General features: G+C 45.1%; 20 protein-coding genes. 13 read left to right on the top strand and 7 right to left on the bottom strand.

The genetic code is table 11. From position 1 onward, the window contains the following. Positions 1–57: 57 nt before the first annotated feature. From ABDZ72_RS13925 to htpX, 3 genes are all read right to left on the bottom strand, one after another. Positions 58–183, bottom strand: a complete 126-nt coding sequence (locus tag ABDZ72_RS13925; RefSeq protein ID WP_343754197.1) for a hypothetical protein — start codon at positions 181–183, stop codon at positions 58–60. Between the two features lie 36 nt (positions 184–219). Then, positions 220–1674 (bottom strand): aryl-sulfate sulfotransferase, encoded by a 1455-nt coding sequence (locus ABDZ72_RS13920; protein WP_343754195.1) that lies wholly within the window; start codon positions 1672–1674, stop codon positions 220–222. A gap of 88 nt (positions 1675–1762) precedes the next feature. Then, positions 1763–2680 carry a protease HtpX gene (htpX, locus tag ABDZ72_RS13915; protein WP_343754193.1) on the bottom strand — a complete coding sequence of 306 codons (918 nt, stop codon included), beginning with the start codon at positions 2678–2680 and terminating at the stop codon, positions 1763–1765. 267 nt (positions 2681–2947) lie between these two features. On the opposite strand from htpX, the gene ABDZ72_RS13910 reads away from it, so the two are divergent. The 3 genes from ABDZ72_RS13910 (at position 2948) to ABDZ72_RS13900 (ending at position 6140) form a co-directional block, all read left to right on the top strand. Next, entirely contained in the window at positions 2948–3880 is a 933-nt protein-coding gene (locus tag ABDZ72_RS13910) for an aldo/keto reductase (protein ID WP_343754191.1), read from the top strand. A 339-nt stretch (positions 3881–4219) separates the two neighbouring features. Next, a complete protein-coding gene (locus ABDZ72_RS13905; RefSeq protein WP_343754189.1) occupies positions 4220–4810 on the top strand; it encodes a ribonuclease H1 domain-containing protein in 591 nt (196 codons plus the stop codon). Between the two features lie 214 nt (positions 4811–5024). Further along, positions 5025–6140, top strand: a complete 1116-nt coding sequence (locus ABDZ72_RS13900) for an NAD(P)/FAD-dependent oxidoreductase (protein WP_343754187.1) — start codon at positions 5025–5027, stop codon at positions 6138–6140. 202 nt (positions 6141–6342) lie between these two features. Here the strand turns inward: ABDZ72_RS13900 and ABDZ72_RS13895 are convergent, their stop codons facing one another. Next, entirely contained in the window at positions 6343–7254 is a 912-nt protein-coding gene (locus tag ABDZ72_RS13895) for a DMT family transporter (protein WP_343754185.1), read from the bottom strand. Between the two features lie 126 nt (positions 7255–7380). Here ABDZ72_RS13895 and pdxR point away from each other — a divergent pair, with 126 nt between their 5' ends. Further along, a complete protein-coding gene (gene pdxR, locus ABDZ72_RS13890) occupies positions 7381–8790 on the top strand; it encodes a MocR-like pyridoxine biosynthesis transcription factor PdxR (RefSeq protein WP_343754183.1) in 1410 nt (469 codons plus the stop codon). Between the two features lie 80 nt (positions 8791–8870). On the opposite strand, the gene ABDZ72_RS13885 is transcribed toward pdxR, so the two are convergent. Beyond that, complete coding sequence (locus ABDZ72_RS13885) at positions 8871–9740, bottom strand: LysR family transcriptional regulator (RefSeq protein ID WP_343754181.1); 870 nt, start codon at positions 9738–9740, stop codon at positions 8871–8873. Between the two features lie 177 nt (positions 9741–9917). Here ABDZ72_RS13885 and mmgD point away from each other — a divergent pair, with 177 nt between their 5' ends. From mmgD to ABDZ72_RS13865, 4 genes are all read left to right on the top strand, one after another. Further along, on the top strand, positions 9918–11024 hold the full coding sequence (mmgD, locus tag ABDZ72_RS13880; RefSeq protein WP_343754179.1) for a citrate synthase: 1107 nt from the start codon (positions 9918–9920) through the stop codon (positions 11022–11024). Positions 11025–11115: 91 nt separating this feature from the next. Further along, a complete protein-coding gene (locus ABDZ72_RS13875) occupies positions 11116–12552 on the top strand; it encodes a bifunctional 2-methylcitrate dehydratase/aconitate hydratase (protein ID WP_343754177.1) in 1437 nt (478 codons plus the stop codon). 15 nt (positions 12553–12567) lie between these two features. Beyond that, positions 12568–13479, top strand: coding sequence for a methylisocitrate lyase (prpB, locus tag ABDZ72_RS13870; protein ID WP_343754175.1), 912 nt, complete (start codon positions 12568–12570; stop codon positions 13477–13479). Between the two features lie 167 nt (positions 13480–13646). Then, a complete protein-coding gene (locus ABDZ72_RS13865; RefSeq protein WP_343754173.1) occupies positions 13647–14972 on the top strand; it encodes an Rpn family recombination-promoting nuclease/putative transposase in 1326 nt (441 codons plus the stop codon). A gap of 397 nt (positions 14973–15369) precedes the next feature. On the opposite strand, the gene ABDZ72_RS13860 is transcribed toward ABDZ72_RS13865, so the two are convergent. Further along, on the bottom strand, positions 15370–16761 hold the full coding sequence (locus ABDZ72_RS13860; RefSeq protein WP_343754171.1) for an NAD-dependent succinate-semialdehyde dehydrogenase: 1392 nt from the start codon (positions 16759–16761) through the stop codon (positions 15370–15372). Beyond that, complete coding sequence (locus ABDZ72_RS13855) at positions 16697–18127, bottom strand: APC family permease (protein ID WP_343754169.1); 1431 nt, start codon at positions 18125–18127, stop codon at positions 16697–16699. The genes ABDZ72_RS13860 and ABDZ72_RS13855 overlap by 65 nt, the downstream gene beginning before the upstream one ends. Before the next feature lie 189 nt (positions 18128–18316). Here ABDZ72_RS13855 and gabR point away from each other — a divergent pair, with 189 nt between their 5' ends. From gabR to ABDZ72_RS13830, 5 genes are all read left to right on the top strand, one after another. Further along, complete coding sequence (gabR, locus tag ABDZ72_RS13850; protein ID WP_343754167.1) at positions 18317–19720, top strand: MocR-like transcriptional regulator GabR; 1404 nt, start codon at positions 18317–18319, stop codon at positions 19718–19720. A gap of 214 nt (positions 19721–19934) precedes the next feature. After that, positions 19935–21269 carry an aminotransferase family protein gene (locus ABDZ72_RS13845; RefSeq protein WP_343754165.1) on the top strand — a complete coding sequence of 445 codons (1335 nt, stop codon included), beginning with the start codon at positions 19935–19937 and terminating at the stop codon, positions 21267–21269. Positions 21270–21344: 75 nt separating this feature from the next. Next, a complete protein-coding gene (locus tag ABDZ72_RS13840) occupies positions 21345–22676 on the top strand; it encodes an APC family permease (protein ID WP_343754163.1) in 1332 nt (443 codons plus the stop codon). Between the two features lie 40 nt (positions 22677–22716). Further along, entirely contained in the window at positions 22717–23523 is an 807-nt protein-coding gene (locus ABDZ72_RS13835; RefSeq protein ID WP_343754161.1) for a carbon-nitrogen hydrolase family protein, read from the top strand. A 224-nt stretch (positions 23524–23747) separates the two neighbouring features. Further along, complete coding sequence (locus ABDZ72_RS13830; protein ID WP_343754159.1) at positions 23748–24860, top strand: class II histone deacetylase; 1113 nt, start codon at positions 23748–23750, stop codon at positions 24858–24860. Positions 24861–25120: the final 260 nt, after the last annotated feature.

The following is a 25120-nucleotide window of genomic DNA, read 5'->3' as shown; positions in this document are numbered from 1 at the left end:
ACTTTTCAAGTCCAAAAGCCTGCTTAGAATTAACAGGCACGTCCGATAGATGGTCTTTCAGGCCGAATCCACTAAAAAAGCTGCTGGTTTCATTATTCCGGCAGCTTTTTTACGGTACATAGGGTTGTCAGTAAAATGACCAACTCTGTCCTGTTGGCTCATCAGCTTTTTCGTCCAACTCATGCGACGTGCCCCTGGTGCACATGTCCGTTCTTCTGATTAAATGGTCAGTCTTGCCGCCCGGAATACGTGTTGTTTGCTTTCCGGTGCAAAACCGGAGATGGTGGCTTCAAACACCTCTTCTCCCGGCTGGTTATTGGTTACTTCGACCACTTTCGACGATCGCCCGTTGCCTGTTTTGATATAGCCGGACGTAATCAGGCGGTTGTTTGTTTCCGGCAGCCAATCCGCATCCCCCACAATGGGTGAAAAGAATGCTCCGCCCCGCTCGTTTCCATACGTCCACACTTCTTCAACCGTTTTGTTTGTTTCATGGATGCGGTATTGCACGGCACGGCTGAATGTCTCACTGACGTGCTGATCTCCCCGCATGAGGACTTTATTGTTGTCAAACAGCAAAATATCAATGGTTTCCGGATTGCCGTCCTGATCAGGAAGTGTCATAACCGCATGAGGTCCACCCGGGTATTTAAAAGAATCGCTTATCGGTGTCAACAAATGGTTTTCCCATGACGCTGGCCAGTTTTCAGGCGAGGCAAGAATCCAATTTATGTCGCCTTCCGGAAAACGGTGTTTCATGACCATATCTTGCTGTCTTGCTGTCATGATAATGGTATGGTCATTCACATCCATCCATATGGAATTGTTATGCAGCCAGTCACCTCCGTTTTGCGACAACGTACCCGGAAAGAGCGATTGATAATGAAGGCTGCGTACGTGTTGACCTGTTTCCCGGTCGACTTCGGTCAGTTTGTCCGCCACGGAATCGGCCGTTTCTTCATGGGTGGTAACAAGCAGGTTGTTGTTGGAAAGTTCCACCGCATCCGTATTAATTGCCGTTTTTGGAATGTTCGGTTTGGAATAGATGGTGTGCGTATTGTAAATCTGACCGAGGAAATCTATCTCCATGATACGGTTATGTTTCGTCTCTTTATTCGTTTTGGCATAGATCAATACATTTCCACCCGCAAGTGGCTTGAAAAGTTGTCGCACATTGATCGTGCTGTACCAGCGGACGTTTCCTTCGTGATCAATAGCAAACGGATAATGGGCGCTCGGCACGATAAACGTGAGCCCGTTTTCCATTCTTTCGGTATCTGCTTTGTTAACATTGACACGCAAAAAGTCTTTTGGCAATGATTGCGTTTTTAACCGAATGGTGTTCGTTTTCGTTTTCCCAGAATGGGTGGTGGATGTAATGGTAATCCGATTTTTCTTGTTCGCGTATAACCCGATAACTGGAATCCGGTGAATGGTATGATAGCCTGGGAACGTTTTTTCAATCGGTGTATCGCCATGAATGGTTAGCGTAATGGACGCAGGCTTTGGTGTGGTGAATTGAATGAGTGCCGTTAATGGCGCAACCTGATATGGATTCAATTGGACAAACGGTTTATCCAATGTGTGGGACCGGTGATTAAATGTTCGTTTTAATCGTTTTCTTATTTGCAGCTGCTTATGCATAGTTGGCGTGTTGCGCTGCGAAATGGCCATTATATCCCCTCCTTAAATGTATCGGTGTTGTTGTAGGTTAAATGCCAGGCACAAGCACCCTATTTTTGGCAGGTGCCTGGCACGAGAATTATTTTTGTTCCAAACGCTTAATGCGGTCATCAATGTCCGGATGCGAGGAAAAGAGCGTGATAAGCGCGCTTTTTCCATTGATTTTCATAGTCTGGACAGCCGCATCATCGTTCTGGTTGTTAAGTTGAGCCACCCCAGTGCGGGATTTTAACGACTCAAGCGCGTGAATCATTTTATCGCGGCCGGCCAAGTCGGCACCGCCATGGTCGGCACGGTATTCCCGGTATCGGGAAAATGCGCTGACAACGATGCTTCCCAGTATGGAAAAGAGAATTTGGAAAACAATGACCGCAGCGAAACGCACAACAAACTCCAGCTCGGAGCGCACCAGACGTGACACGAGAATGGCGGCCACACGTGATAAAAAGACGACGAATGTGTTCACAATGCCTTGCAGAAGCGTCATCGTCACCATGTCTCCGTTGGCCACGTGGGTGATCTCATGAGCGATAACCCCTTCGGTCGCGTTATCATCCAATTGCTGCAATAACCCACTGGATACGGCGACAAGCGACCGTTTTTTCGTCGGGCCGGTCGCAAACGCATTAACCTCTCCTGACTTGTAAATCCCGACTTCCGGCATATGCATAAGTCCCGCAGCACGGGATAAGCGATGCACTTTGTCGACAACAGCACGTTCCTGTTGCGAAAGGGATGCATTTGGATCGAGTACTTTGACGTTCATCATTTTTTTGGCAATCCAGCGTGAGATCGCCAGTGAGAAAAAGGATCCAATAAAACCGACGAGCAGACTGAATAAAAGCAGCGTGCCGTAATTAATGCCCTCCAGGCCGCCAGCGCCGTTTTCAAAGGAACCACTGATTCCTGTGACCGATGTAATAATCGACCACACGATGACAATGGTGGTTAAAACGAGAATGTTGGTTAGTAGAAATAAAAGAATTCGTTTAGCCATTGGTTTCCTCCTCGTTGTTTATTGTTTAGGCAAGATATAAAGAAACGTTTTAGCCGAATGGATTATCCGGTCTATGTTTTAAAAGCATGATTCGAACTTACCCTCATTCTATATTATACATGATTGGGCGGTCATATAGAAGGAAATTGTTTTGCATTATTCATAGGTGTCTTTTATATGGAAGGATTAGCCTCACACCATACGTTTGATAAACAAGAAAAAGTGGGAAATTGATATAGGAGATAGAAAGAGAAAGGAGACGTTGACATGCGTGAACAGGTTAAACTGGGTCAATCAGACATCCGTGTGTTTCCGGTAGGTCTCGGTACGAATGCTGTTGGAGGTCATAACATATATCCCGACATGCTGGATGAAGAACAAGGGAAACATATGGTCCGGGCATCTCTTGATGAGGGGATGAATATGCTTGATACGGCTTATATGTATGGGTTTGGACGTTCCGAGGAGCTTATCGGTGATGTTATGACGGAATATAAACGGGAAGATGCTGTTTTGGCCACGAAAGCCGCACATGAATTCGTCGGTGGAGACGTCATTATGAATAACCGTCCAACGTTTTTAAAACAGCAGGTGGAGAAGAGTTTGCGCCGCTTGCAGACCGATTATATTGATTTGTTTTATATTCATTATCCGGATAACGATACACCGAAATACGAAGCGGTTGGGGTGTTAAAAGAATTACGTGATGAAGGTAAGATCCGCTCAATTGGTGTGTCCAACTTTTCTCTGGATGAACTGAAAGAAGCCAATCAGGATGGTTACGTCGATGTGGTGCAGGCGGAGTATAATCTGCTGAACCGGGAAGCCGAGGATGCGATGATACCTTATACCGCTGAAAAAGGTATCACATTCATCCCGTATTTCCCATTGGAATCCGGGTTGTTAGCGGGGAAATATGACACTTCGTCCACCTTCACTGACATTCGGGCGAACAAGCCGAGTTTTCAGGGAAAGGTGTTCAAGGAAAACTTGAAAAAAGTGGATAAACTGCGTGAGATTGCGAACGACTATGGCGAAGAGGTGGCTCATATCGTGCTCGCCTGGTACTTCTCCCGCCCGTCGCTGGATGTCGTGATTCCTGGTGCGAAACGGACAAGCCAGGTGATCGATAATAAACGTGCCGGAGAGATTCAGCTCACACCGGAAACGATAAACACAATTGATCGTTTATTCAGCTAATGGATCGGTGCTAGGTACACGTGTATGTGCCTAGCATCAGATAAACATTTAAATGTTGGCCGGATACATATGGATGGATTTTAAATAGACGCACGCAAACGGGTGATTTTAGATGATCAATAATTGCTTAAAAAGGCATTTTGACGGGATGGTAAGAGAATTTGTCTAATTGCCCACGATAATTATGCGTGGTATACTTTTCCCGACTTAATACGGAGTTTACTGGAATTTCACCTGTAATAACAATAGGCAAACCACTCACTCTATATCAATTTGTAAAGACAACGACTGCTAAAGCAACCAGTATGAGCCATATAAATCTAATTTGGAGGTTATTAAATGGCAAAGTTTTACGCCGTTCGTGCCGGCAGACAAACGGGCGTGTTTACGACGTGGGCGGAATGCGAAGCCCAGGTGAAAGGGTATAAGGGGGCCGAGTACAAGCGTTTTCCTACCCAAGAAGCGGCCGAGGATTATTTGCGTGGTGGCTCTGGGAAGTCTGAAGCGCAACCATCGTCCGCACCTAAAGATCAAATCGATGTTTATGTCGATGGCAGTTATGCAAAAGGACGCTACAGCTGGGCGTTAGCTGTCTATGACAAGGACGGGCTGATTCATAGTGATGCCGGTATAGGGACCGACGCGAAAGCCGGATCAATGAATAATGTCGCAGGGGAACTAGCGGCAGCCATGCGTGCAGCCAAATGGGCCAGATCCAACGATAAATCCATTGTGATTCATCACGATTATCAAGGAATTTCCAGCTGGGTGGACGGATCGTGGCGGGCAAAAAATGATATGACACAAGCGTATCAATCGTTTATGACCAACTACCGTGATATTGTATCCTTTAACAAGGTTGCCGGACATACCGGTGTGGAAGGCAATGAACTCGCTGATCGGTTAGCCAGAGAAGCACTTGGGATTTGATCGCATACCAGTACCAGTCAATCTTTCAACGCTATGAGAAATTGTACTCGGCTATAACAACCTTGTATCAGGAGGCACCGGACGAATCGTGAACGTATTTTCCTTCCTTGTCACCCCATGTTTCGATATGAGGGTATAGTAGCCCCAATTCCCTCCTTTTTTTCGATAGTAGAGTGACCAAACAAAAAATCATGAACGGAAAAGGTGCTATTTTATGCCAACATTTATTATCATTGGAGCGGGGATTCTCGGTGCTTCTACGGCCTATCACTTAGCAAAACAAGGAGCAGACGTGACATTAATCGACCGGAATGATCCGTCTCAGGCAACAGCTGCTGCGGCCGGGATTGTATGCCCGTGGCTGACCAATCGCCGCAACAAACCTTGGTATCGCTTGGTAACAGAAGGCGCCAAGTATTACCCCGCGCTAATACAAAAATTAGAGAACGATGGGGAAATGGAAACGGGGTATGCCAGGGTTGGAGCGATCAATATTTTCGACACGAAAGAAAAGTTAAATAATAAAATGGATCTAGCCCGTCAGCGCCAAGCGAACACACCGGAAATGGGCGATGTCACGGCATTATCCCCCGCTGAAACCAAGGCATTATTTCCACCAGTGTCCGACGGCTATCGGGCCGTGCACATAAGTGGTGCCGCCCGGGTCAATGGAAGTGCTCTGTGTGATGCCCTGATCCGCGGTGCTGAGAAAAACGGAGCTTCTGTTATTCGTGGCAATGCTTCGCTCATGTCTCAGGGGTCGACAATAACGGGGGCAACAGTAAACGGCGAAAACTATTATGCTGATCAGGTGATCGTAACCGGTGGAGCGTGGGCCAAAGATTTACTGACCCCTCTTGGTAAAAACGTGTTAGTAACCCCGCAAAAAGCGCAGATCGTCCATTTGAATATACCGCATACCGATACCGCATCTTGGTCCGTTTTGATGCCTCCTTATAACCAATACATGCTCACATTTGGAGGCGGAAAAGTCGTTGTCGGTGCTACCCAGGAAGATAATGCAGGATTTGATGAACGGGTGACCATGGGGGCGGTGCACGAAATGTTTGATAAAGCGTTAAAGGTAGCGCCCGGTTTATCGTCAAGTACGTATGTGGAAACAAGAGTGGGATTCAGACCATTCACGCCGGGACATTTGCCGATTATTGGTCCGGTTCCCCATACGGAAGGTTTACTGATCGCCAATGGCCTTGGTGCTTCCGGTTTAACAAGCGGCCCTTATTTGGGACTGGAGTTAGCTAAGTTAGCACTCGGCCAGCCGACCGATTTGGATTTAGACGATTATGACGTGACAAGCGCATTTGGCTAGAAAAGATTATTTCATTGCTATTTGTAAAAAGTGCCATGTGTCGAACCGGATGATGTATGGCACTTTTTTAATTCAATAGACGATGATATAAGTGAGTATCCATTCCTTCAACAGATTTCCTTTTAATGGAATAGCTTCTCCCCTTTCGATAAGAGGCTCGAACCAAATATCCTGTAATCAGGCGGCAAGAAGGTTATCTTTATCAATCAGAAACCGCTTCCCGCTCCTCATTTTCCATCTGTTGCTCACTAGGCATGTTGGATACAAATACGCCCAGCAATGTAATAATGCCGCCTACGATAGCCGATACAGCAGGTGTTTCCCCTAACCAAAACCAAGCGATGAGAAAGGCAAACACTGGCGTTAGGTACAGGGAGCTTGTGGCTTCGGCGGCCCCTGTTTTGGATGTCACATACGCGATGGCAAAGTACGGTATCACCGTCGGAAAGAGGCCCAAATAAACAACGACCATCGTAACGTCCAAGGGAGCCTGGATGATTTCCGAGCCAAGCCCAGGGGAAAAGATTAGCATACAAATCGTGCCGCCCCAAATGGTATACATGGTGAACGGGAAGAAGCCATATTTTGTTAAATACGCATTTTGGAAAACGAAATAGATGCTTTCGGACAGAGCAGCTATCAAGATGAGAATGACGCCTGTATTAAACGACAAGTCACCCAAAGAACCGCCCAAAGAAATAAACGCGACGCCGATGATGGCAATACAGGCGCCAATCCATCCGTGCATTTTAAACCGTTCCCGAAAAAAGATAACCGCCATAATCGCCGTAAAAATCGGTGTTGTGGAAACGAGCAGACTCGCTGGCCCGGCGCTGACGGTTCGTTCGCCATAATTTAGCGCGACATGATAAACGGCAAATGCTAAAAAGCCGAGCAATAGAATGATAGGAACGTCTTTTATTTTCGGTAGAGGAATTTTTATAAACCAAGCAACCACCAGTAAAGCAAGCGACGCAACCAGTAAGCGCAGCAGAGAAACGTGGGTTGGTGTATAAGCTGTGAGCGCCATTCGGATACCGGGAAATGCCGAAGCCCACAGGATAATAATGAGCAAATGGGCGATGATAATATTGAATCGAAATGTCGTCTGCATCGGATTGACCTCCCTCTTTTAGCAACCACTTTATTCAGATATTTCTCATTTTAGGGCGGGTTTGGTAAAATGTCTGCAACCAGTTAATACGTAAAAACCCAACCAGTTACCAAAGGGAGTTCACATATGAGCAAGCCGAAATACGCCGTCATTGTCGAGTATATTAAGGATAAAATTGCGAAAGCGGAATGGGCGATTGGCAGTCAAATCCCGAGTCAGCGGGAACTTGCCAGCCAATTTCAAGTCAACCGGAGCACGGTCATTACGGCCCTGGACGAATTGATGGCTGACGGGCTGATTGAAGGAGTGGCCGGTAAAGGAACTATTATTACCAATAATACGTGGACGCTGATGGGGCGCCACGCTGCTGTTAACTGGAATGACAATGTTGCCTTAGGGATTCATCAAGCCAGCATGAACATGGTACAGGAAATCAATGAGGCGGAATCGGATCCACATTTTATCCAGTTAAGCAAAGGCGAGCTGTCCCCGGACATGTTTCCATTGCAAACAATGAAATCGATTGTTCGGAACGTTTCAGAGAAGCTCATCCCGTTTGGCTATGAGGAACCACAAGGAAATCGATTTCTGCGGGAGTCGATTGCCGATTACTTGAGCGAGAGAGGGGTGGATGTATCCCCGTCGTCCGTTCTAGTCGTATCAGGGGCGCTGCAAGCACTGCATCTCATTTCGATTGGTCTGCTGCAGCAAGGCTCAACGGTGTTTTTGGAGAAACCGTCGTACGTGCAATCTCTGTCTGTTTTCCAATCGGCGGGAATGACCTTGAAGCCGATACCAATGGATGCGGAAGGGTTGCGTCTGGACATGACTTCACCGGTCAAGCAAAAAGGCAAACACGTTTTGTACACGAATCCGACTTTCCATAACCCGACCGGTACCCTAATGCCTGAACAAAGGCGGCGGGAACTTATGGCCGTTTGTGAAAAACAACAGCTGCCCATTATCGAGGACGACGTTTACCGTGATTTATGGATCGATGCGCCACCACCGCCATCATTAAAATCCAACGATAACTATGGCAATGTGCTGCATCTTGGCAGTCTGTCGAAAACGTTGAGTCCCGGTTTGCGCATCGGCTGGGTGGTCGGCCCGGAATCTGTCATTTCCCGGTTGGCGGATTTGAAAATGCAATCGGATTATGGGTCAAGCACCTTATCGCAGCTCGTTGCAGCGGAATGGCTGGCCAGTGGTGCTTACGATGATCACCTCGGTCATGTACGAAACGACCTGACCATTCGCCGTCGCGCTGTTTTGGAAGCGCTGGAAACCTATTTGGGGGATGATGCCGAATGGGAGATTCCCCGAGGCGGCTTTTTCATTTGGGTACGACTCAACGCAGCCCATCACACCGGCCGCTTATTCCAAAAGGCCTATGCCAGGGGGATCATTCTTAATCCCGGAAGCATCTATGCCGCCCCAAACGGGCAGTACATACGAATGTCTTACGCAAACGCCGGGCTCGAGGAATTGGAGGAAGGCATCTACCAATTGGGACAGCTGATGAAACAGGGGTGAGCGAACCTATCGCAGGATGTCGTCGGATAAGGGCCCGGCACGCGGTTGATTAAGACCTCGCCATCCGTTTGTTTCCCTTGTTACAGCACCTTCACATCCAACGTGCGGATAAAGGTGACAAAAGCGTTAATGATATTCATTTGCAGCGAATCTTCATGATAATACATCCACGTTTTGCGTGTGATTGGGTTGCCGGACGGATGATGCAGCGGTTTTACGACCAATTCCGGATAGGGCCGCACAACAAGGTTGGCCAATACCGCATAGCCAAGCCCGTTGATAACCATTTCTTTGCACGTTTCCACCTGGTTGACCTGTATGTTGATATTGGGATGCTGCTTATAGGTGTTGTACCACCAGCTGTCGATGATATGCCGCATTTTGTCGTCGGTGTCATAGTCGATGCGCGGCAAATGGGGCAGATCCTCCCATGTAAATTCCCACGGCGATGCGATGCATATATCTTCTTCGTACAACAAATCTTTATGGCTTTTCCAGCTGTAATCCCCTTTGATGAAGCTTATATGGACGTCATGATTCAGAATGAGCCGGTACATGTCGCTGCTCCAGCCGGTGACGACTTCGAACTCGACATTGGGATACGTTTGTTTGAACAGACGCAGCAACTTGGGCATTTTATTTCGTGCAAAAAAATTGGAAACCCCTACCCTTAACGTACCGGCGACATGCGATTTCATGTTGTTCAGTTTTTCCTCGATTTTCATTTGTTCCTGAAGCATATGTCTCCCGTGACGGGCAAGCACTTCTCCCTCGGGGGTAAAGGCAATGCCTTTTTGTTTCCGGAGGACGAGTTTAACCCCGTAGTATTCCTCAAGGTTTCGAATTCGTGACGTTAATGTAGGTTGGGATAAAAACAGATGTCTGGCGGCCTGTGTGATATTTTCTGTCGTATATAGCGCATCGAGCATTTCCCAATCTTGACGTTTCATGTTAATCCCCCTTGGCTTCACAGGTATAGAAAAACATAATGGCTAATAATTAAAATTATATATTTTTCTGATTGCTATTTCAATTGTATAATAGATTCAACAATTATTTGCCGTAACAGTTGGGGTTTCTTTTTGTGACGTGAAAAGGGGTGCAACAATAAATAGAGGAGGTTCATCATGCAAAAAGATGATGCTTTTGTACCAGGATTGGAAGGCGTTATTGCGTCGGAAACAGCTATTTCGCTTTTGGATACGGAACAGGAGCAAATTATTATCAGGGGTCATGACTTGATTGATTTGTCTGCACAAAAGACATATGCAGATCTGGTGTATTTGCTGCTCGAGGGAACCTTGCCGTCGGATGCTGAGCGTCAGGCGGTGGAAGAAACGTTGAAAGCCAATTATAAGGTGCCTGACACGGTTACGGACATTCTGCAATTGCTACCGAAAGGAACCCACCCGATGGACGGGCAACGTACCGCTATATCGGTCTCGGCCGGATATGACACGACACTTGATGACCGCTCGCTCGAGGCGAATAAGAAACGGGCCTACGATATTTTGGGTCAGCTGCCGGCGATAACCGTGAACAGCTACCGGATTCTTAATCAAATGGAACCAATCGATCCGGATCCGACCCTTCCATACAGCGCCAATTTTCTATACATGATCACAGGTAAACAACCGACAGCTTTGGAAGCGTCTATATTTGACCGATCGCTTCTATTATATAGTGAGCACGAGATGCCTAATTCCACATTTACATCCCGGGTCATTGCATCGACGCATTCCGATATGTATGGGGCGCTGACGGGAGCGGTCGCGTCATTAAAAGGCGATTTGCACGGCGGCGCCAATGAGGCAGTGATGACGATGCTTCGTGACGCTGAATCGGTGGATGGTTTTGTCCATCGTCTTCAGGAAAAACTGAAGCGCAAGGAAAAGATTATGGGCTTTGGGCATCGTGTGTATATGAAAAAAATGGACCCGCGTGCGCTGAAAATGAAAGAATCGCTGAAGCAGCTGTGCGATCAACAAGGCGACTCGCTGCTCTTGGATATGTGTGAAGCCGGCGAAGAGCTCATGGCCCAGGAAAAGGGGCTGTATCCGAATTTGGATTACTACGCTGCGCCGGTCTATTGGATGCTTGGTGTTCCGATTCCGTTGTACACACCCATCTTTTTCAGTTCGAGAACGGCCGGGCTGTGTGCGCACATTTTGGAACAACATGAAAACAATCGGCTGTTCCGGCCAAGGGTGAAATACACTGGCGAACGGAATTGATAGAGACATAGATTCCCATTTACAAACAATGAGAAGACCAGTGAGGTGCACTGAATTAGGGATCAACTCACCTGGAGAAAGGAAGCTGACGATGGCAGAAATAAAAGAAAAACAGACAACAGATGCTCTATTGGAAGAGATTGCTGACTATGTGTTAAACAAAAATATTACGAGCGACGAGGCGTTTTCAACAGCTCATTATGTACTGATGGACACATTGGGATGTGGTATTCTGTCGCTGAATTATCCGGAATGTACAAAACTGCTGGGGCCGATTGTACCGGGGACAGTAGTGCCTAAAGGGACACGTGTGCCTGGGACACCGCACGTCCTTGATCCGGTACAGGGGGCATTCAATATTGGCACCATGATTCGCTGGCTTGATTATAATGATACGTGGCTGGCCGCAGAATGGGGGCACCCATCTGATAATCTCGGTGGTATTCTGGCCGTTGCGGATTATGTGAGCCGGGAACGTGCTGCTAGAGGTCAGGTGCCGATCAAGGTGAGAGATGTGCTGGAGATGATGATCAAAACGCATGAAATCCAGGGCATTCTCGCTTTGGAAAACAGTCTGAACCGCGTCGGACTGGATCACGTATTATTTGTTAAGGTGGCGACAACGGCCATGGTCACGAAGATGCTCGGTGGCGGGTATCAGGAAATTATTAATGCGATATCCAACGCTTGGATTGATAATGCCAGCCTGCGTACGTATCGTCATGCACCGAATGCCGGTTCCCGCAAATCATGGGCTGCCGGAGATGCCACCAGCAGAGGTGTCCGTCTCGCTATGATGGCGGTTAATGGGGAAATGGGCTATGCAACAGCTTTAACAGCACCGGACTGGGGCTTTCAGGATGTCCTCTTTAACAAGCAGGACCTCACACTCAGTCAGCCGCTTGATAGCTATGTGATGGAAAATGTTCTATTCAAAGTATCTTACCCAGCGGAATTCCATGCGCAGACAGCTGCTGAAGCCGCTATACAGTTGCATCCGCACGTGAAAGATCGCTTGAATGATATTGAGCGGATCACCATTACCACGCATGAATCGGCCATAAGGATCATCGATAAACAAGGCCCCCTCCATAACCCGGCGGACCGTGATCACTGCATCCAGTATATTACAGCCATCGGTTTGTTAAAGGGCGATTTAACAGCGGATGATTATGAAGCTGAAGCAGCCGCTGACCCGGCAATCGATGCATTACGGGAGAAAATGGTTTTGCAGGAAGATGAGGCCTATACGAACGATTATTTGAATCCGGATAAACGTTCCATCGCCAATGCGGTTCAGGTTCATTTTAACGATGGGACGGCTACCGAAAATATTGCCATTGAGTATCCATTGGGGCATCGTTTTCGCCGGGAAGAAGCCTTACCGAAAATACGGGAAAAATTTGCATACAATTTGTCCACAATATATGCGCAAAAGCAATTGGATGATATCCAGGAAACAAGCGTTGACTACGAAAAACTGACAGCAATGCATGTTCATAATTTTATGGATTTGTTCGTCCATTAACAAGGAGGCTGCAATATGGTATGGATTGTCGATCAGTCATCGTCACAGGAAGAACTGGCCAATCAATTCAAAACATTAATCAAACAGGAATCGATTTTACAAATCCCCGGCGCCCATGATGCGATGGCCGCGCTCGTCGCCAAAAAGACCGGATTTTCATCGCTGTACCTATCCGGTGGTGCCTACACAGCTAGCCAGGGACTGCCTGATTTGGGCATCGTTACTTCTACTGAAATGGCCGAACGTGCCAAGGAATTGGTCCGGGCTGCCAATTTGCCGGTTCTCGTTGATATTGATACCGGATTCGGGGAAGTCCTGAACGTCGCCCGCACGGCAGTGGAAATGGTGGAGGCCAAAGTCGCAGCCGTACAGATTGAAGATCAACAGCTCCCGAAAAAATGCGGTCATCTCAACGGCAAACAACTGGTAACGAAAGAAGAAATGGCGCAAAAAATCAAGGCGATCAAAAAAGCGGCACCGTCGTTGGTGGTCGTTGCCCGCACCGATGCGAAGGCGATCGAAGGAATTGACGCGGCCGCTGAACGGGCGGCATTTTACGCGGAATCCGGCGCTGATGCCATTTTCCCGGAAGCCCTGAAGACAGAAGACGAGTTTCGTATATTTGCCGAGAAGCTGGATATTCCGCTGCTTGCCAATATGACCGAATTTGGCAAGACACCGTATTTCACGGCACAACAATTTGAGGATATGGGCTTCAGCATGGTCATTTATCCAGTCACCTCGTTACGTGTGGCGGCCAAAGCGTACGAGCGCATATTCCAGCTCATCATGGACGAAGGCACTCAGAAAAACGGGCTTTCCGACATGCAGACGCGTGAGGAATTGTACGAGATCAATTCATTGGCCGAATTTGAAGCCCTTGATGACACGATTGCCCGAACCGTTCTGGATGATGAACATAAGTAATTTTTAAACGGCGTAGTTGCTCTCCAACATAGCAGCTGCGTCGTTTGAATATGTTTTCCGTTATTAAAAATTAAACAGGAACATTTGTTTGCCAAATTGTTTCATGTTACAATCAAGTTAGACATACATCCTTGTATTGCTCCTATCATATATAAGGACGTGATCGAGTGACACGAGTTGCCCTGTACAATCCTGGAAGCGCAAGCCACGTAAAAGAGGACCAAAACCACTACGCTAAGGAAAGGAAGGAGAATGACGGTAGGAAACAGTCAAAGGTGCTTAAACGCATCCCGCTGGAACGACTCATGGATTTAAAGGTGGATTACGCTTTTAAGCAACTTTTCGGGAATGAAAAAAATAAAGACTTGACCGTTATTTTCCTGAACGCGATTTTGCAGAAAACGGGGCGGAATCGAATTAAGGACATATCCTTTGAAAATACGGAAATCGCCGGGGAATACATGGATGATAAGCAATCACGATTGGACCTGTTGGTTGTGACCGAAGCAGACGAGTGGATAAACGTAGAGATTCAATTCACCAATCAGTATGATATGGTGAAACGATCGCTGTATTATTGGTCCAAAGCGTACGTTCATCCCTTGGAAAAAGGCATGGCTTATTCGGAGTTACGTCCTGTCATTGCCATCAATATTTTAAACTTTAATCTGTTTCGTGAGACGGAGCGCTTCCATACCTCGTATCATTTGTACGACGATGAGCATCAAGTCAAATTGACTAATGTGATGGAGTTTCATTTTATAGAAATGAGTAAATTAATAAACGATTGGAAACGGGATGAATTGGATCCATGGAACAGTGTACTGGCAAGATGGCTGCTTTTGCTTGGTATGGTTGATCACCGAAACGGGAAAATCTATGATGATATTTACCATGAATTGGAGGAGATCGCGTTGACGGATGAATCATTGCGGGAAACGTTCCATAATTGGGAAGAGCTGAGTTCGACACAGGAACAGCGCCTAAAGTACGATTCGCGGTTAAAACAGATTATGGATGAAGAAGCAGCAAAGCGTGAACACGAATTGCGAATGCAACAGGCAGAGCAAGAGAAACAAGAGGCAGAACGAAGGATGCAAGAGGCAGAGCAAAGCAAGCAAGAGGCAAAGCAAAGCAAGCAAGAGGCAGAGCAAAGCAAGCAAGAGGCAGAACGAAGAAAACAAGAGGCAGAACAAAGTAAGCAAGAAGCAGAACAAAGAAAACAAGAGTTCGAACGGGGTAAACAAGAAGCAGAACAAAGGAAACAAGAGCTGGAGGAAAAGGAACAAACACTGAGAGAAAAGCAACAAGAGCTGCAAAGGAAACAGAAAGCAGGGCCAATAGAACAACACGACCGAACGGCAGAACAAAGCACAAAAGAAGGCATCGCCCGTAACCTGCTTGAACAAGGAATGGACTTAACGTTCATTGCAGATTCCACAGGTTTGAGCTGGGATACCATTACAGATATCGAACGTGGCATGAAAAAATAAGCCAGTGCTTCTTTTCATTCCAAATTTATTTGCATCACAAAAAAGGCTGGGATAAAAGACGTTTAGCCAAATGAAAATCCGAACTATGATTCGCAAAAGATCTGAATCAGTTCGGATTTTTCATTTAGCGTAGGAAAAACACGGAGACTCCTGCGGGATGAAAAGCCTAGATAAGACCCCGCAGTGCGATAAGCACGAGGAGGCTTATCAGCGCCCGCGGCAAAGAAGACACTGTGAAAGCGACCAAAGGAAGCTTGAACAGATGTCGCGCTTGTGCCTGGCAAGGTGAAAGCGTAGTGTTTTTCCGGAGCGGTGACTACGTCTTAACTATATTGTTCGTGTTTAGAAGTAATTTGTTTAGTTATGTCCCAGCCCCTGTTTATATCTTTTCTCGTAACTACAAATTCCCGATCGACAGGTATTTCGTTTCCAGGTAAGGTTCGATACCTTCCTGCCCGCCTTCACGCCCAAGGCCGCTTTCTTTCATGCCGCCGAATGGAGCGTGTGCCGCAGATGGTCCGCCGTCATTCCATCCAACAATGCCGAAGTTCAGATGGTCATGCAAGTACGTGCCGTTGCGGTAGTCGTTCGTAAAGAAATAGGCTGCCAGTCCATATGGCGTGCCATTGGCAATGTCTATCGCTTCATCCAATGTGGAGAAACTCATAATGGGAGCAACCGGACCAAATGTCTCTTCATGCATGATGGTCATGTCCATGTTGATATTTTTCAACACCGTTGGTTTGATAAAGTAGTAACCTTTTTTCTCGTCGGCATCGGTTTCGTTGCCTGTTAGAACTTCAGCACCCTCATTAACAGCATTTTCAATCTGTGCCGTTATTTTATCATACCCTTGTTTGTTAATAATCGGACCGACATCCGTATCGTCTTCCATACCGTTGCCGACCGTCAGCTCTTTCGTTGCTTTCGTCAATTTTTCGGCAAATTCGTCCACGATACTGTCGTGAACAAGAATGCGGTTGGCACACACGCAGGTTTGTCCAGCGTTGCGGAATTTCGCACCAACCGTCTGGGCAACCGCATAATCGATATCGGCATCGTTTGCAACGATAAGTGGCGCATGACCACCCAGTTCCATCGTGACATGTTTGATGGTGTCGGCGCTGTCTTTAATCAATGTTTTACCGACAGGCGTTGACCCGGTAAACGTAATCTTTCGAACGTAATCACTGCCAGTAAATAGATTGCCGACAACTCGTCCACCACCATGGACATATTGAATGGCGTCTTTTGGTATACCAGCCTCATGAGCAAGGTCGATGAATTTCATACCTGATAGCGGCGTTTCTGAAGCCAGTTTAACGATAAAGGTACAACCTGCTGCCAGAGCCGGTGCAGCTTTTCGTGCCATCATGGCTGTTGGGAAATTCCATGGTGTGATAGCTGCAACCAGACCGATTGGCTGATGACTGACAATGATACGCTTGGATTCTTTGTTGGCTGGAATGGTTTTGCCGTAGACCCGTTTAGCTTCTTCAGCGTACCAATCCAAGTAGTCCGTCGAATAAATAACTTCGCCCCGGGACTCTTTCATAGGTTTGCCATTTTCCAATGTCATAAGGTGAGCAATTTCTTCTTTGTTTTCTTTTACCAAGTCGGACCATTGGCGAATGCGTCTCGCCCGCTCGTGCGCATTGATGCTGGACCATTCTTTAAAAGCCTCGTGTCCATTTTCCAAAGCTTGTTTGATTTCTGCCTCCGAGTTATTGCTGACTTCCTGAATAGCTTCCCCGGTTGCGGGATTCGTTACCGTAAATTGATTGGACATGTGTATTCGCTCCTTTATTGTAGTGTTTAACCTGTGTCACATAAAGTGCTAATCCGATGAGGCACCATCCTCCAAGAATAAACCATTCCATAGGCCAAGCCAACGATGAAGGCATGCCAGGAAGATAAAGGGATATAAACGCTATACTTAGAATGATTGCTAATCCCCCAACGGTTCTACCGTATTTAATTTTGTACGGACGTGGTAATGCCGGCTCCGTTTTCCGGAGCTGTAAAAATGATAATGAGACAATCAGATAACCAACAACTATACCGACACCACCGGCATTTACAATCCATTGTAAAGCTGGACGCCCAAGTAATGGTGCTAAAAAGGCGAGAATGCCAAGAAACATAATGGCGTGGGTTGGTGTTTTGTATTTTGGATGAACATAGGCAAACCACTTCGGTATCATGTCACGCGTAGCCATCGCATACAAGATTCGGCTCGCACCAATGATAAAAGCATTCCAGCTCGTGATGATGCCTGCTACTCCTCCAAGAACAAGAATGGTACCGAATAACTGACTGTTAAACAAATTAACCATTGCATCTGCCGTAGCTAATTGGGTGATCCCGAGCTCTTCCTGTGTTAGACCAGTCGTTACACCAAATACAATCAGCAAATAAAAGATAACAGAGGTAATAATGGATACAACAAGGATCGTTCCAATAATCTTCTGTGACGACTTAATTTCGGCAGCCACTTGAGGAATGACGTCAAAGCCGACAAATAGAAAGGGGATCATAATCAGTACGGACATGGTGCCACCCATTCCATTATTAAATAAAGGTTTGACATTTGCAAAATCCCCGCTTGTAAAAGCTCCGAAAACGAGCAACAGGCCAACTGCTACAATAACAATGGTAAAAATGGTCTGCAGAATGGTTGCCGGTTTAATACCAAAGTAGTTTAATCCTGCCATTAATAGGGCACCGATCGAACCGATTAAAGCCCATGTCAGGTATACGTCCCAGCCCCCCAATGTCCATAAATACCCTTGATGGTCCATGGGTAAAATGTAGTCAATGACAGTGGGCAATGCGACTGCTTCGAATGTTATAACGGAAACATAACCAAATAGAACAGCCCATGCTGCTATGAAACCGCTTCTTTTTCCAAAAGCTCTCAATACGAAAATGAGGCCGCCACCGGTTTCTGGGATGGCCGCAGCCAGTTCCGCATAGGTTAAGCCAATAAAGATAACTAATAAACCGCCAATGACAAATGCGATCGTACTACCAATAAATCCAGCTTTTATAATCCATTCACCAGAGAGGACGACCCATCCCCACCCGAGCATAGCACCCATGGCAAGAAAGAGCACGTCCATAATTGACATGGACTTCGAAAATTGGTTGCTCATCTGCTCAACTCCTTTTTGATAAACGATTTAATGAAAGCCTTTTCCAATATGCTCAGACCTTTAAACTGGCCATCAGACAATAGACCTCCCATGTTTCAAATCATAGTAAACAGTATCACAATGATCTGGTATAATGAAAAGGACCAGATAAAACTTTTTTAGGGACCAGATAGAGGTGTGTATATGTTCATGGCAATTGATAAATATAAAGGACAACAGTATATCTATCAGAACATTTACAATGAATTTAAACGGATGATTTTAGATGGACGGTTTAAAGCTGACGAGAAGTTGCCATCTAAACGAAAGCTGGCTGAGCAACTCGATGTAGGTATTAATACCATCACCAATTCGTATGAGCAACTGTTGGCGGAAGGGTATATTTATACACAGGAACGCAAAGGTTATTTTGTGGAAGCCATTACTCAGTTTGCAGGAAGTGGTATGGAGGAATATGCGTTTCCTGAGGATTTAAAGGAAGCGCCGCTCGCTAACGGCAATTGGTTATCTTTTTCGCACATGACAGCAGATGTGTCGGCTTTTCCATTCTCGGCGTGGATGAAATGCGGTCAAAAAGCAATCGCGAATCACAAGCAAGAGCTGTCTGAGATACCGCACCCACAAGGACCATATCAGGTCAGAGAAAGCATTGCCCGGATGATTGCGCTGTCACGTGGTGTGATTTGTGAGCCGGAACAGATTGTCGTTGGAGCAGGAAGTCAATTACTGGTACGACAGTTAATGGAAATGCAGTCGCAGCAAACGACAGCTGCTGTGGAAGACCCGGGTTATTCACGGTTTTATACGTTACTGAGGCGAATGGGCATCAATGTCAACACGGTTCCTATCGACAATAACGGTGCCGACGTTAACGGACTGGAAGAAAAAGATATTCGCTTTTTGTTCATAACACCGTCCCATCAATTTCCAACCGGGAACATCATGCCGATATCCCGGCGTATTGAATGGCTTAATTGGTCAGCCCGTCATCCCCATCGCTACATTGTGGAAGATGACTACGATAGTGAATTTAAGTATGAGACAGACCATATTCCATCGTTGCAAAGTCTTGATAAACATCAACGGGTTATATATATTGGGACGTTTTCAAAAACGATCCTACCGGGTATGCGGATCAGTTATATGGTTCTCCCGCCGGAAATCCTGCGCGCCTATCAAAACTATCATATTGATGCCATGCAAAGCAGCAACATATTAGAACTGTATACATTGCATTATTTTATCGAATCAGGGGAATATACCAAACATCTGAAACGGATGAATCATTACTACGAGAAAAAACGCAAATGTTTAATTCAGGAACTGAAACAACGGTTCGAGAGTAATGTAACAATCGATGATATCCCGGCTGGATTGCACTTTTTGGCGCGGTTTCAAACGTCAAAAACGTACGATATGGTGGAGAAGAAGGCAAAAGAAGAGAAGTTGGAAATCTACACTATTAGGCGGTTTACGCTGGAACGCACCCTGGAGATGGATAATATCGTCATTTTAACGTTGGGGTTTGCAACCATTCAAGAAGAAGAGATCCCCGAAGCAGTGGACCGACTATATCGGGTGATCTACGCGTAGACAAACAATGAGGAAACAATCTATCTATTATGCATGTGGTCTTTTATTAACGGAAAATGAAATTATATATCTGGTCCCATGATTATATTATTTCTGGTTCTTTCCATCATACCAATCAACGATCATAATAACAGTTAAACAACGTGTTTGTGACTGTTTTGTGAAAAGAAAACGATTACTTAAAGGATGTTCAAATAAGAAGGGAGATCACTGTATGTCTGATAAATTAGTTGACTTGGATCAGAAGCATTTCATCCATCCAACGTCGTCCGTTCAACAGCAACAACAGGAAGGTCCGGCCTTCATTTTTGAAAAAGGCGAGGGTATTTATTTAACCGATACCAAAGGAGAAACATATATAGATGCCATGTCTTCGTTATGGAATGTCAATATCGGCCACGGACGCAGCGAGTTAGCTGAAGCGTCCAAAGCCCAAATGGAAAAGCTGGCCTTTAGTTCAGCGTTCTCGACATTCAGTCATGAGCCGGCTATACGTCTTGCTGAAAAAATTGCGTCAATAGCTCCCGAGAGTTTGAGCGCGGTGTTTTTTACATCAGGTGGTTCTGAAGCAAATGATTCCGCTTTCAAACTGGCGCGTCATTATTGGCGGCTAAAAGGTGAGCCTGAACGCCGCAAAATTCTTTCTCGTAAAAAGGCGTATCATGGCGTGGCTGCTGCTTCAACAAGTGCAACAGGCATTCCGGAATTTTGGGACATGGCGGGCACGTTTATGCCTGATTTTATCCACGCGGAAACGCCATATGAAAAAAGCACGAAGGAAGCCATTGATTCGATGCGTCAAGTGATTGAAGATGAAGGACCGGAAACGATTGCTGCGTTTATAGCCGAGCCTGTACAAGGGGCTGGTGGGGTTATTATTCCGCCTGATGATTATTTTAAGGAAGTTCGTAAGCTTTGTGATGAATACGGGATTTTGTTCATCGCTGACGAAATCATTACCGGTTTTGCCAGAACCGGAACAATGTTCGGCATGGAAAACTGGGGCGTTACACCTGACTTGATGACGTTTGCCAAAGGCGTGACAAGCGGTTATATACCATTCGGTGGTGTTATTATCTCTGACGCTATTCATGAGATGCTGAAACAGTCAAGCGGCACCCTTTTCCACGGATTCACTTACAGCGGGCATCCGACCAGCAGTGCGGTAGCTTTGAAAAACATTGAAATTCTGGAAGAGGAAAACCTCGCGGAAAACTCACGAAAAATGGGCGAGCGTTTATTGAAAGGGTTCCAACAAGTTAAAGAAAACACGAATATTGTCGGCGATGTTCGCGCCATTGGATTGCTGGGAGCCGTGGAACTCGTTAAAGACCCTGCAACCAATGAACACTTCCCGGCCGATTGGAAGGTTGTGTCCAAGGCGATTAAAGCGTTACACAATCGAGGCATTATTTGTCGCTCTGTTGCATTCGATGATACCGACATCATTTGTTTTTCACCACCATTGATTATCAACGAAGACCAAATTGATACAATTATCGAAAACGTACAGGAAGCCGTTTTGGAAGTGGAGAAGGAGATTAAGTAAAGCAATATTGAATGATTCAATAATTCTCAAAATACCAAGTTGGAATTTTAAGTATATTGAAAGGACATTGAAATAATGGCTGAGGAAGCTAAATTAAAACGAACATTAACGTTATATCAAGTTGTGCTATTTGGTCTTGCATACATGACTCCTATGATTGTTTTTGGAACTTACGGAGTTTTGGCTGAAACAACGAATGGGTTTGTTCCAACAGCTTATGCAGTAGCTCTTATTGCAATGCTTTTCACCGCCTACAGTTATGGAAGAATGGTTAAGGCATTTCCAGTATCAGGTTCTGCTTACACTTATACAAGAAAATCCATCGGACCTGAATTAGGCTTTATGGTTGGATGGGCCGTTTTATTGGACTATTTCTTTTTACCTATGGTCATATGGTTAATAGGGGGGGCATATTTGAATGCAGCATTCCCTGTTGTACCTTCATGGGTATGGATAGTATCATTTATATTAGTGACAACTGTAATCAATTTAATTGGTATTAATGTTACTACAAACGTGAATTTAGTAATGATGGTTTTTCAGCTGCTTGTTCTTGCCATTTTTATTATAATGAGCATTGTTAGTTTGTTACAAGGAATGGGAACAGGAACTATTTTTTCTATCGATCCACTTTTAAGCAGTGATTTAAATATATTATCAGTAGTTGCAGGTGCTTCTGTGGCTGCCTACTCGTTTCTGGGTTTTGATGCTATAACAACATTATCTGAAGAAACCATTAATCCTAAGAAAACTTTACCAAAAGCAATATTTTTAATCACTGCTATCGGTGGTTTAATCTTTGTAATCACTTCTTACTTTTTGGATTTAGTTTATCCGAATTTCAGTGAATTTCCGAATACAGACACAGCTGCCTATGAAATTGCTCTTGAAATTGGAGGTAATATCCTTGGTGCTATTTTCTTGGCAGGTTTAATAATTGCGCAATTTGCTTCGGGACTTTCAGCACAAACCAGTGCCGCACGTTTATTATATGCTATGGGAAGAGATGGCGTTTTGCCCAAAAAAATCTTTGGCTTTGTTAGTTCGACTACAAAAACTCCAGCGTTTAATTTAATAATGGTGGGTATTATTGGTTTAGTGGCCTTAACCATGGACGTAGCGACGTCAACATCTTTTATAAATTTCGGGGCCTTCATAACATTCACTATGGTTAACGTTTCAGTGATTGCTTATTATTTTGTTAAAGGACAAAAACGATCAGGAAAAAATATTATCCTTTATTTAATTTTACCTTTAATTGGTGTTGGGTTTGATATTGGTTTGTTTGTAAACCTAAGCAGCAATGCCTTGATTTTAGGATCCATTTGGGTGGTAATTGGTTTTGTTTATCTGCTGTACTTAACAAAATTCTTTAAACAGAGACCACCAGACTTAGATATGGGATAATATTTACAAACCATGATAACTTTTGAAAGGGATGACTACTTTGGACAAGATTAATGTCACATTAGCTCAAATGACTCCAAAACTGAAGGATAAGAGCTATAATTTATCCCAAATAAAAAATGCTATGGAAGAAGCCAATAAGAATCAATCCGATCTAATCGTCTTTCCAGAACTATTTTTAACAGGATATTCTGTGGGGGATAAATTAAATGAGCAGGCGGAAAAAGTTGATGGACCCAGCATTAACGAAATAAAGAAATTATGTAAATCATTATCGTTATATACAGTGTTCGGGTTTCCTGAGTCAGGAGATGGCGAAACCAATTTTATCTCATCAGCCTTAATAGATAATCAAGGAGAGTTGTTAGGGCTATATAGAAAAACGCATCTTTTTGATCAGGAACAGAAGTTTTTTGAATCCGGTTCTAATTTTGAAGTTATTCCTACACCAATGGGGAACATCGGTTTAATGATTTGTTTTGATTTAGAATTCCCTGAAGTGGCAAGATCACTAAAACTTATGGGCGCTGATATTCTCGTTATAGTTAATGCTAATATGGATCCTTATAAGGAGCATCATTACATTTATGCTAAATCCCGAGCAATGGAAAATGAAATCCCTGTCGTTATATGTAATCGATTAGGCCAAGAAGATGATCTTAATTTTTGTGGTGATAGTTTAGTGCTTGATTCATGGGGTAATGAATTATTATCAATGAAAGATTCAGAAGGGATTGAGACGGCTAAGCTGCCACTATCGTCTGTAATGGATTCTAAAATGGACTATGTGTTCCGTCGAAAGGAAGATTTGTATTCAATATTGACTGACTCTCAGCACCGTGAATGAGCTGTTTGTAATTTGTGAGCAGACGCAGTAATAAGCCACTTCTAAGTCCAAAAAGTTAATTTCTGTTTCACCGTTATAAATAATGATTTTTTAACCTCTTTTGAACGAGAGTGTATTTTTACTTTACATTGAAAATTGCTTCAAAAAAGGAATTCCAACAGTTCTGGATAGTTGTAGTCAAATGATAGTTCCAAATTTCCGATCTAATCAGGGGAGGGATACCGATGTCTGAAAAAACAGGTTTTATAAATCATGAAAGTTATTTTTGGCACCAAACTGGAAGTGGCGCTTTGAATTTGCGGTCCGGGGGTTCGATTCAGGCTGACACTCATGCTGAGAATCCAGAGACGAAGCGACGAGTGAAAAATTTGCTGGAACGGACCGATGAGATGGATACATTGGAGCAAATAGCGCCACGATCGGCAACCCGGTCAGAAATCGAAATGAATCACCAAACAGAATACATTGACCATGTGAAACAATTGAGTGATTCTGGCGGTGGTGATGCTGGTGTCCATGCTATTGTCGGACCGGACTCCTATGAAATTGCCATGAAGTCAGCAGGAGGGGCCATAACCGCTGTTGATGCGGTAATGAACGATACGGTGCAAACCGCTTATGCATTGGTTCGTCCGCCGGGCCATCATGCTGAACCGAATGAGGGGTCTGGCTTTTGCCTGTTCAACAATGTTGCGATTGCAGCTAACTATGCCCGTAAACAATTTGGCTTGAAACGCATCGCCATTTTAGATTGGGACGTACACCATGGCAATGGAACCGAAACCGCTTTTTATGATGATCCGGACGTTTTGTTCCTTTCCATTCATCAAGAAAATATCTTTCCGAAAGGCCGCGGAGTGATAACAGATGTTGGAGAAGGCGATGCCAAGGGAAACAATGTCAATGTGGAGCTTCCCGCCGGTACCGGGGATGATGGTTACCTCTACACGTTTGATCATGTGATCGAGCCGATTATTGACCAATTTCAGCCTGAGTTGATTCTGATATCAGCGGGTCAGGATGCTAGCCGCTTTGATCCGTTGGGCCGGATGCTGGTGACTGCTGAAGGCTACTACACCATGACAACCAAGATAAAATCGTTAGCCGATAAGCATTGTCATGGCCGTCTAGTTGCCTGTCATGAAGGCGGATACAGCACAGCCTATGTTCCGTTTTGCACATTGCGGATCATAGAAGCACTGCGCGGAGAAAGAAGCCGAATCGAGGATCCGTTCGACTTAGGGTTTCACGAGGGACCGATTTATCCGCATCAGAAGGAAGCTGTTCATCAAGCCATCACTGTTCAATCAGCGTACTGGCACCTTGGAAATGCGTAAGTAAGTTCAATAGATTAATAGTTTCTGAATAGGAAATGTAAAATGGTAAAAACGGTTTAATTGCTGGAAATGATTAATGCATTAAACCGTTATTTTTTTGTGTTAAGATGAAAAAATGTATATCAATTCCACACAACCCCTATGCCTGCTATAAACCAATTTTGACTATGTAAAAATGTGCCCGAATCTGGTATGATAACGTGGAATGGGGATAGTTTTGATAGTGTAATCAATTACAATCAATCAGTCACAATGGTAGA

Origin of the sequence: Lentibacillus halophilus, from assembly GCF_039522485.1 — a bacterium.
Classification (GTDB): Bacteria; Bacillota; Bacilli; order Bacillales; family Amphibacillaceae; genus Lentibacillus; species Lentibacillus halophilus.
Note: the sequence above shows the minus strand (reverse complement) of the source record. Positions and strands in the feature narration are given on the sequence as shown.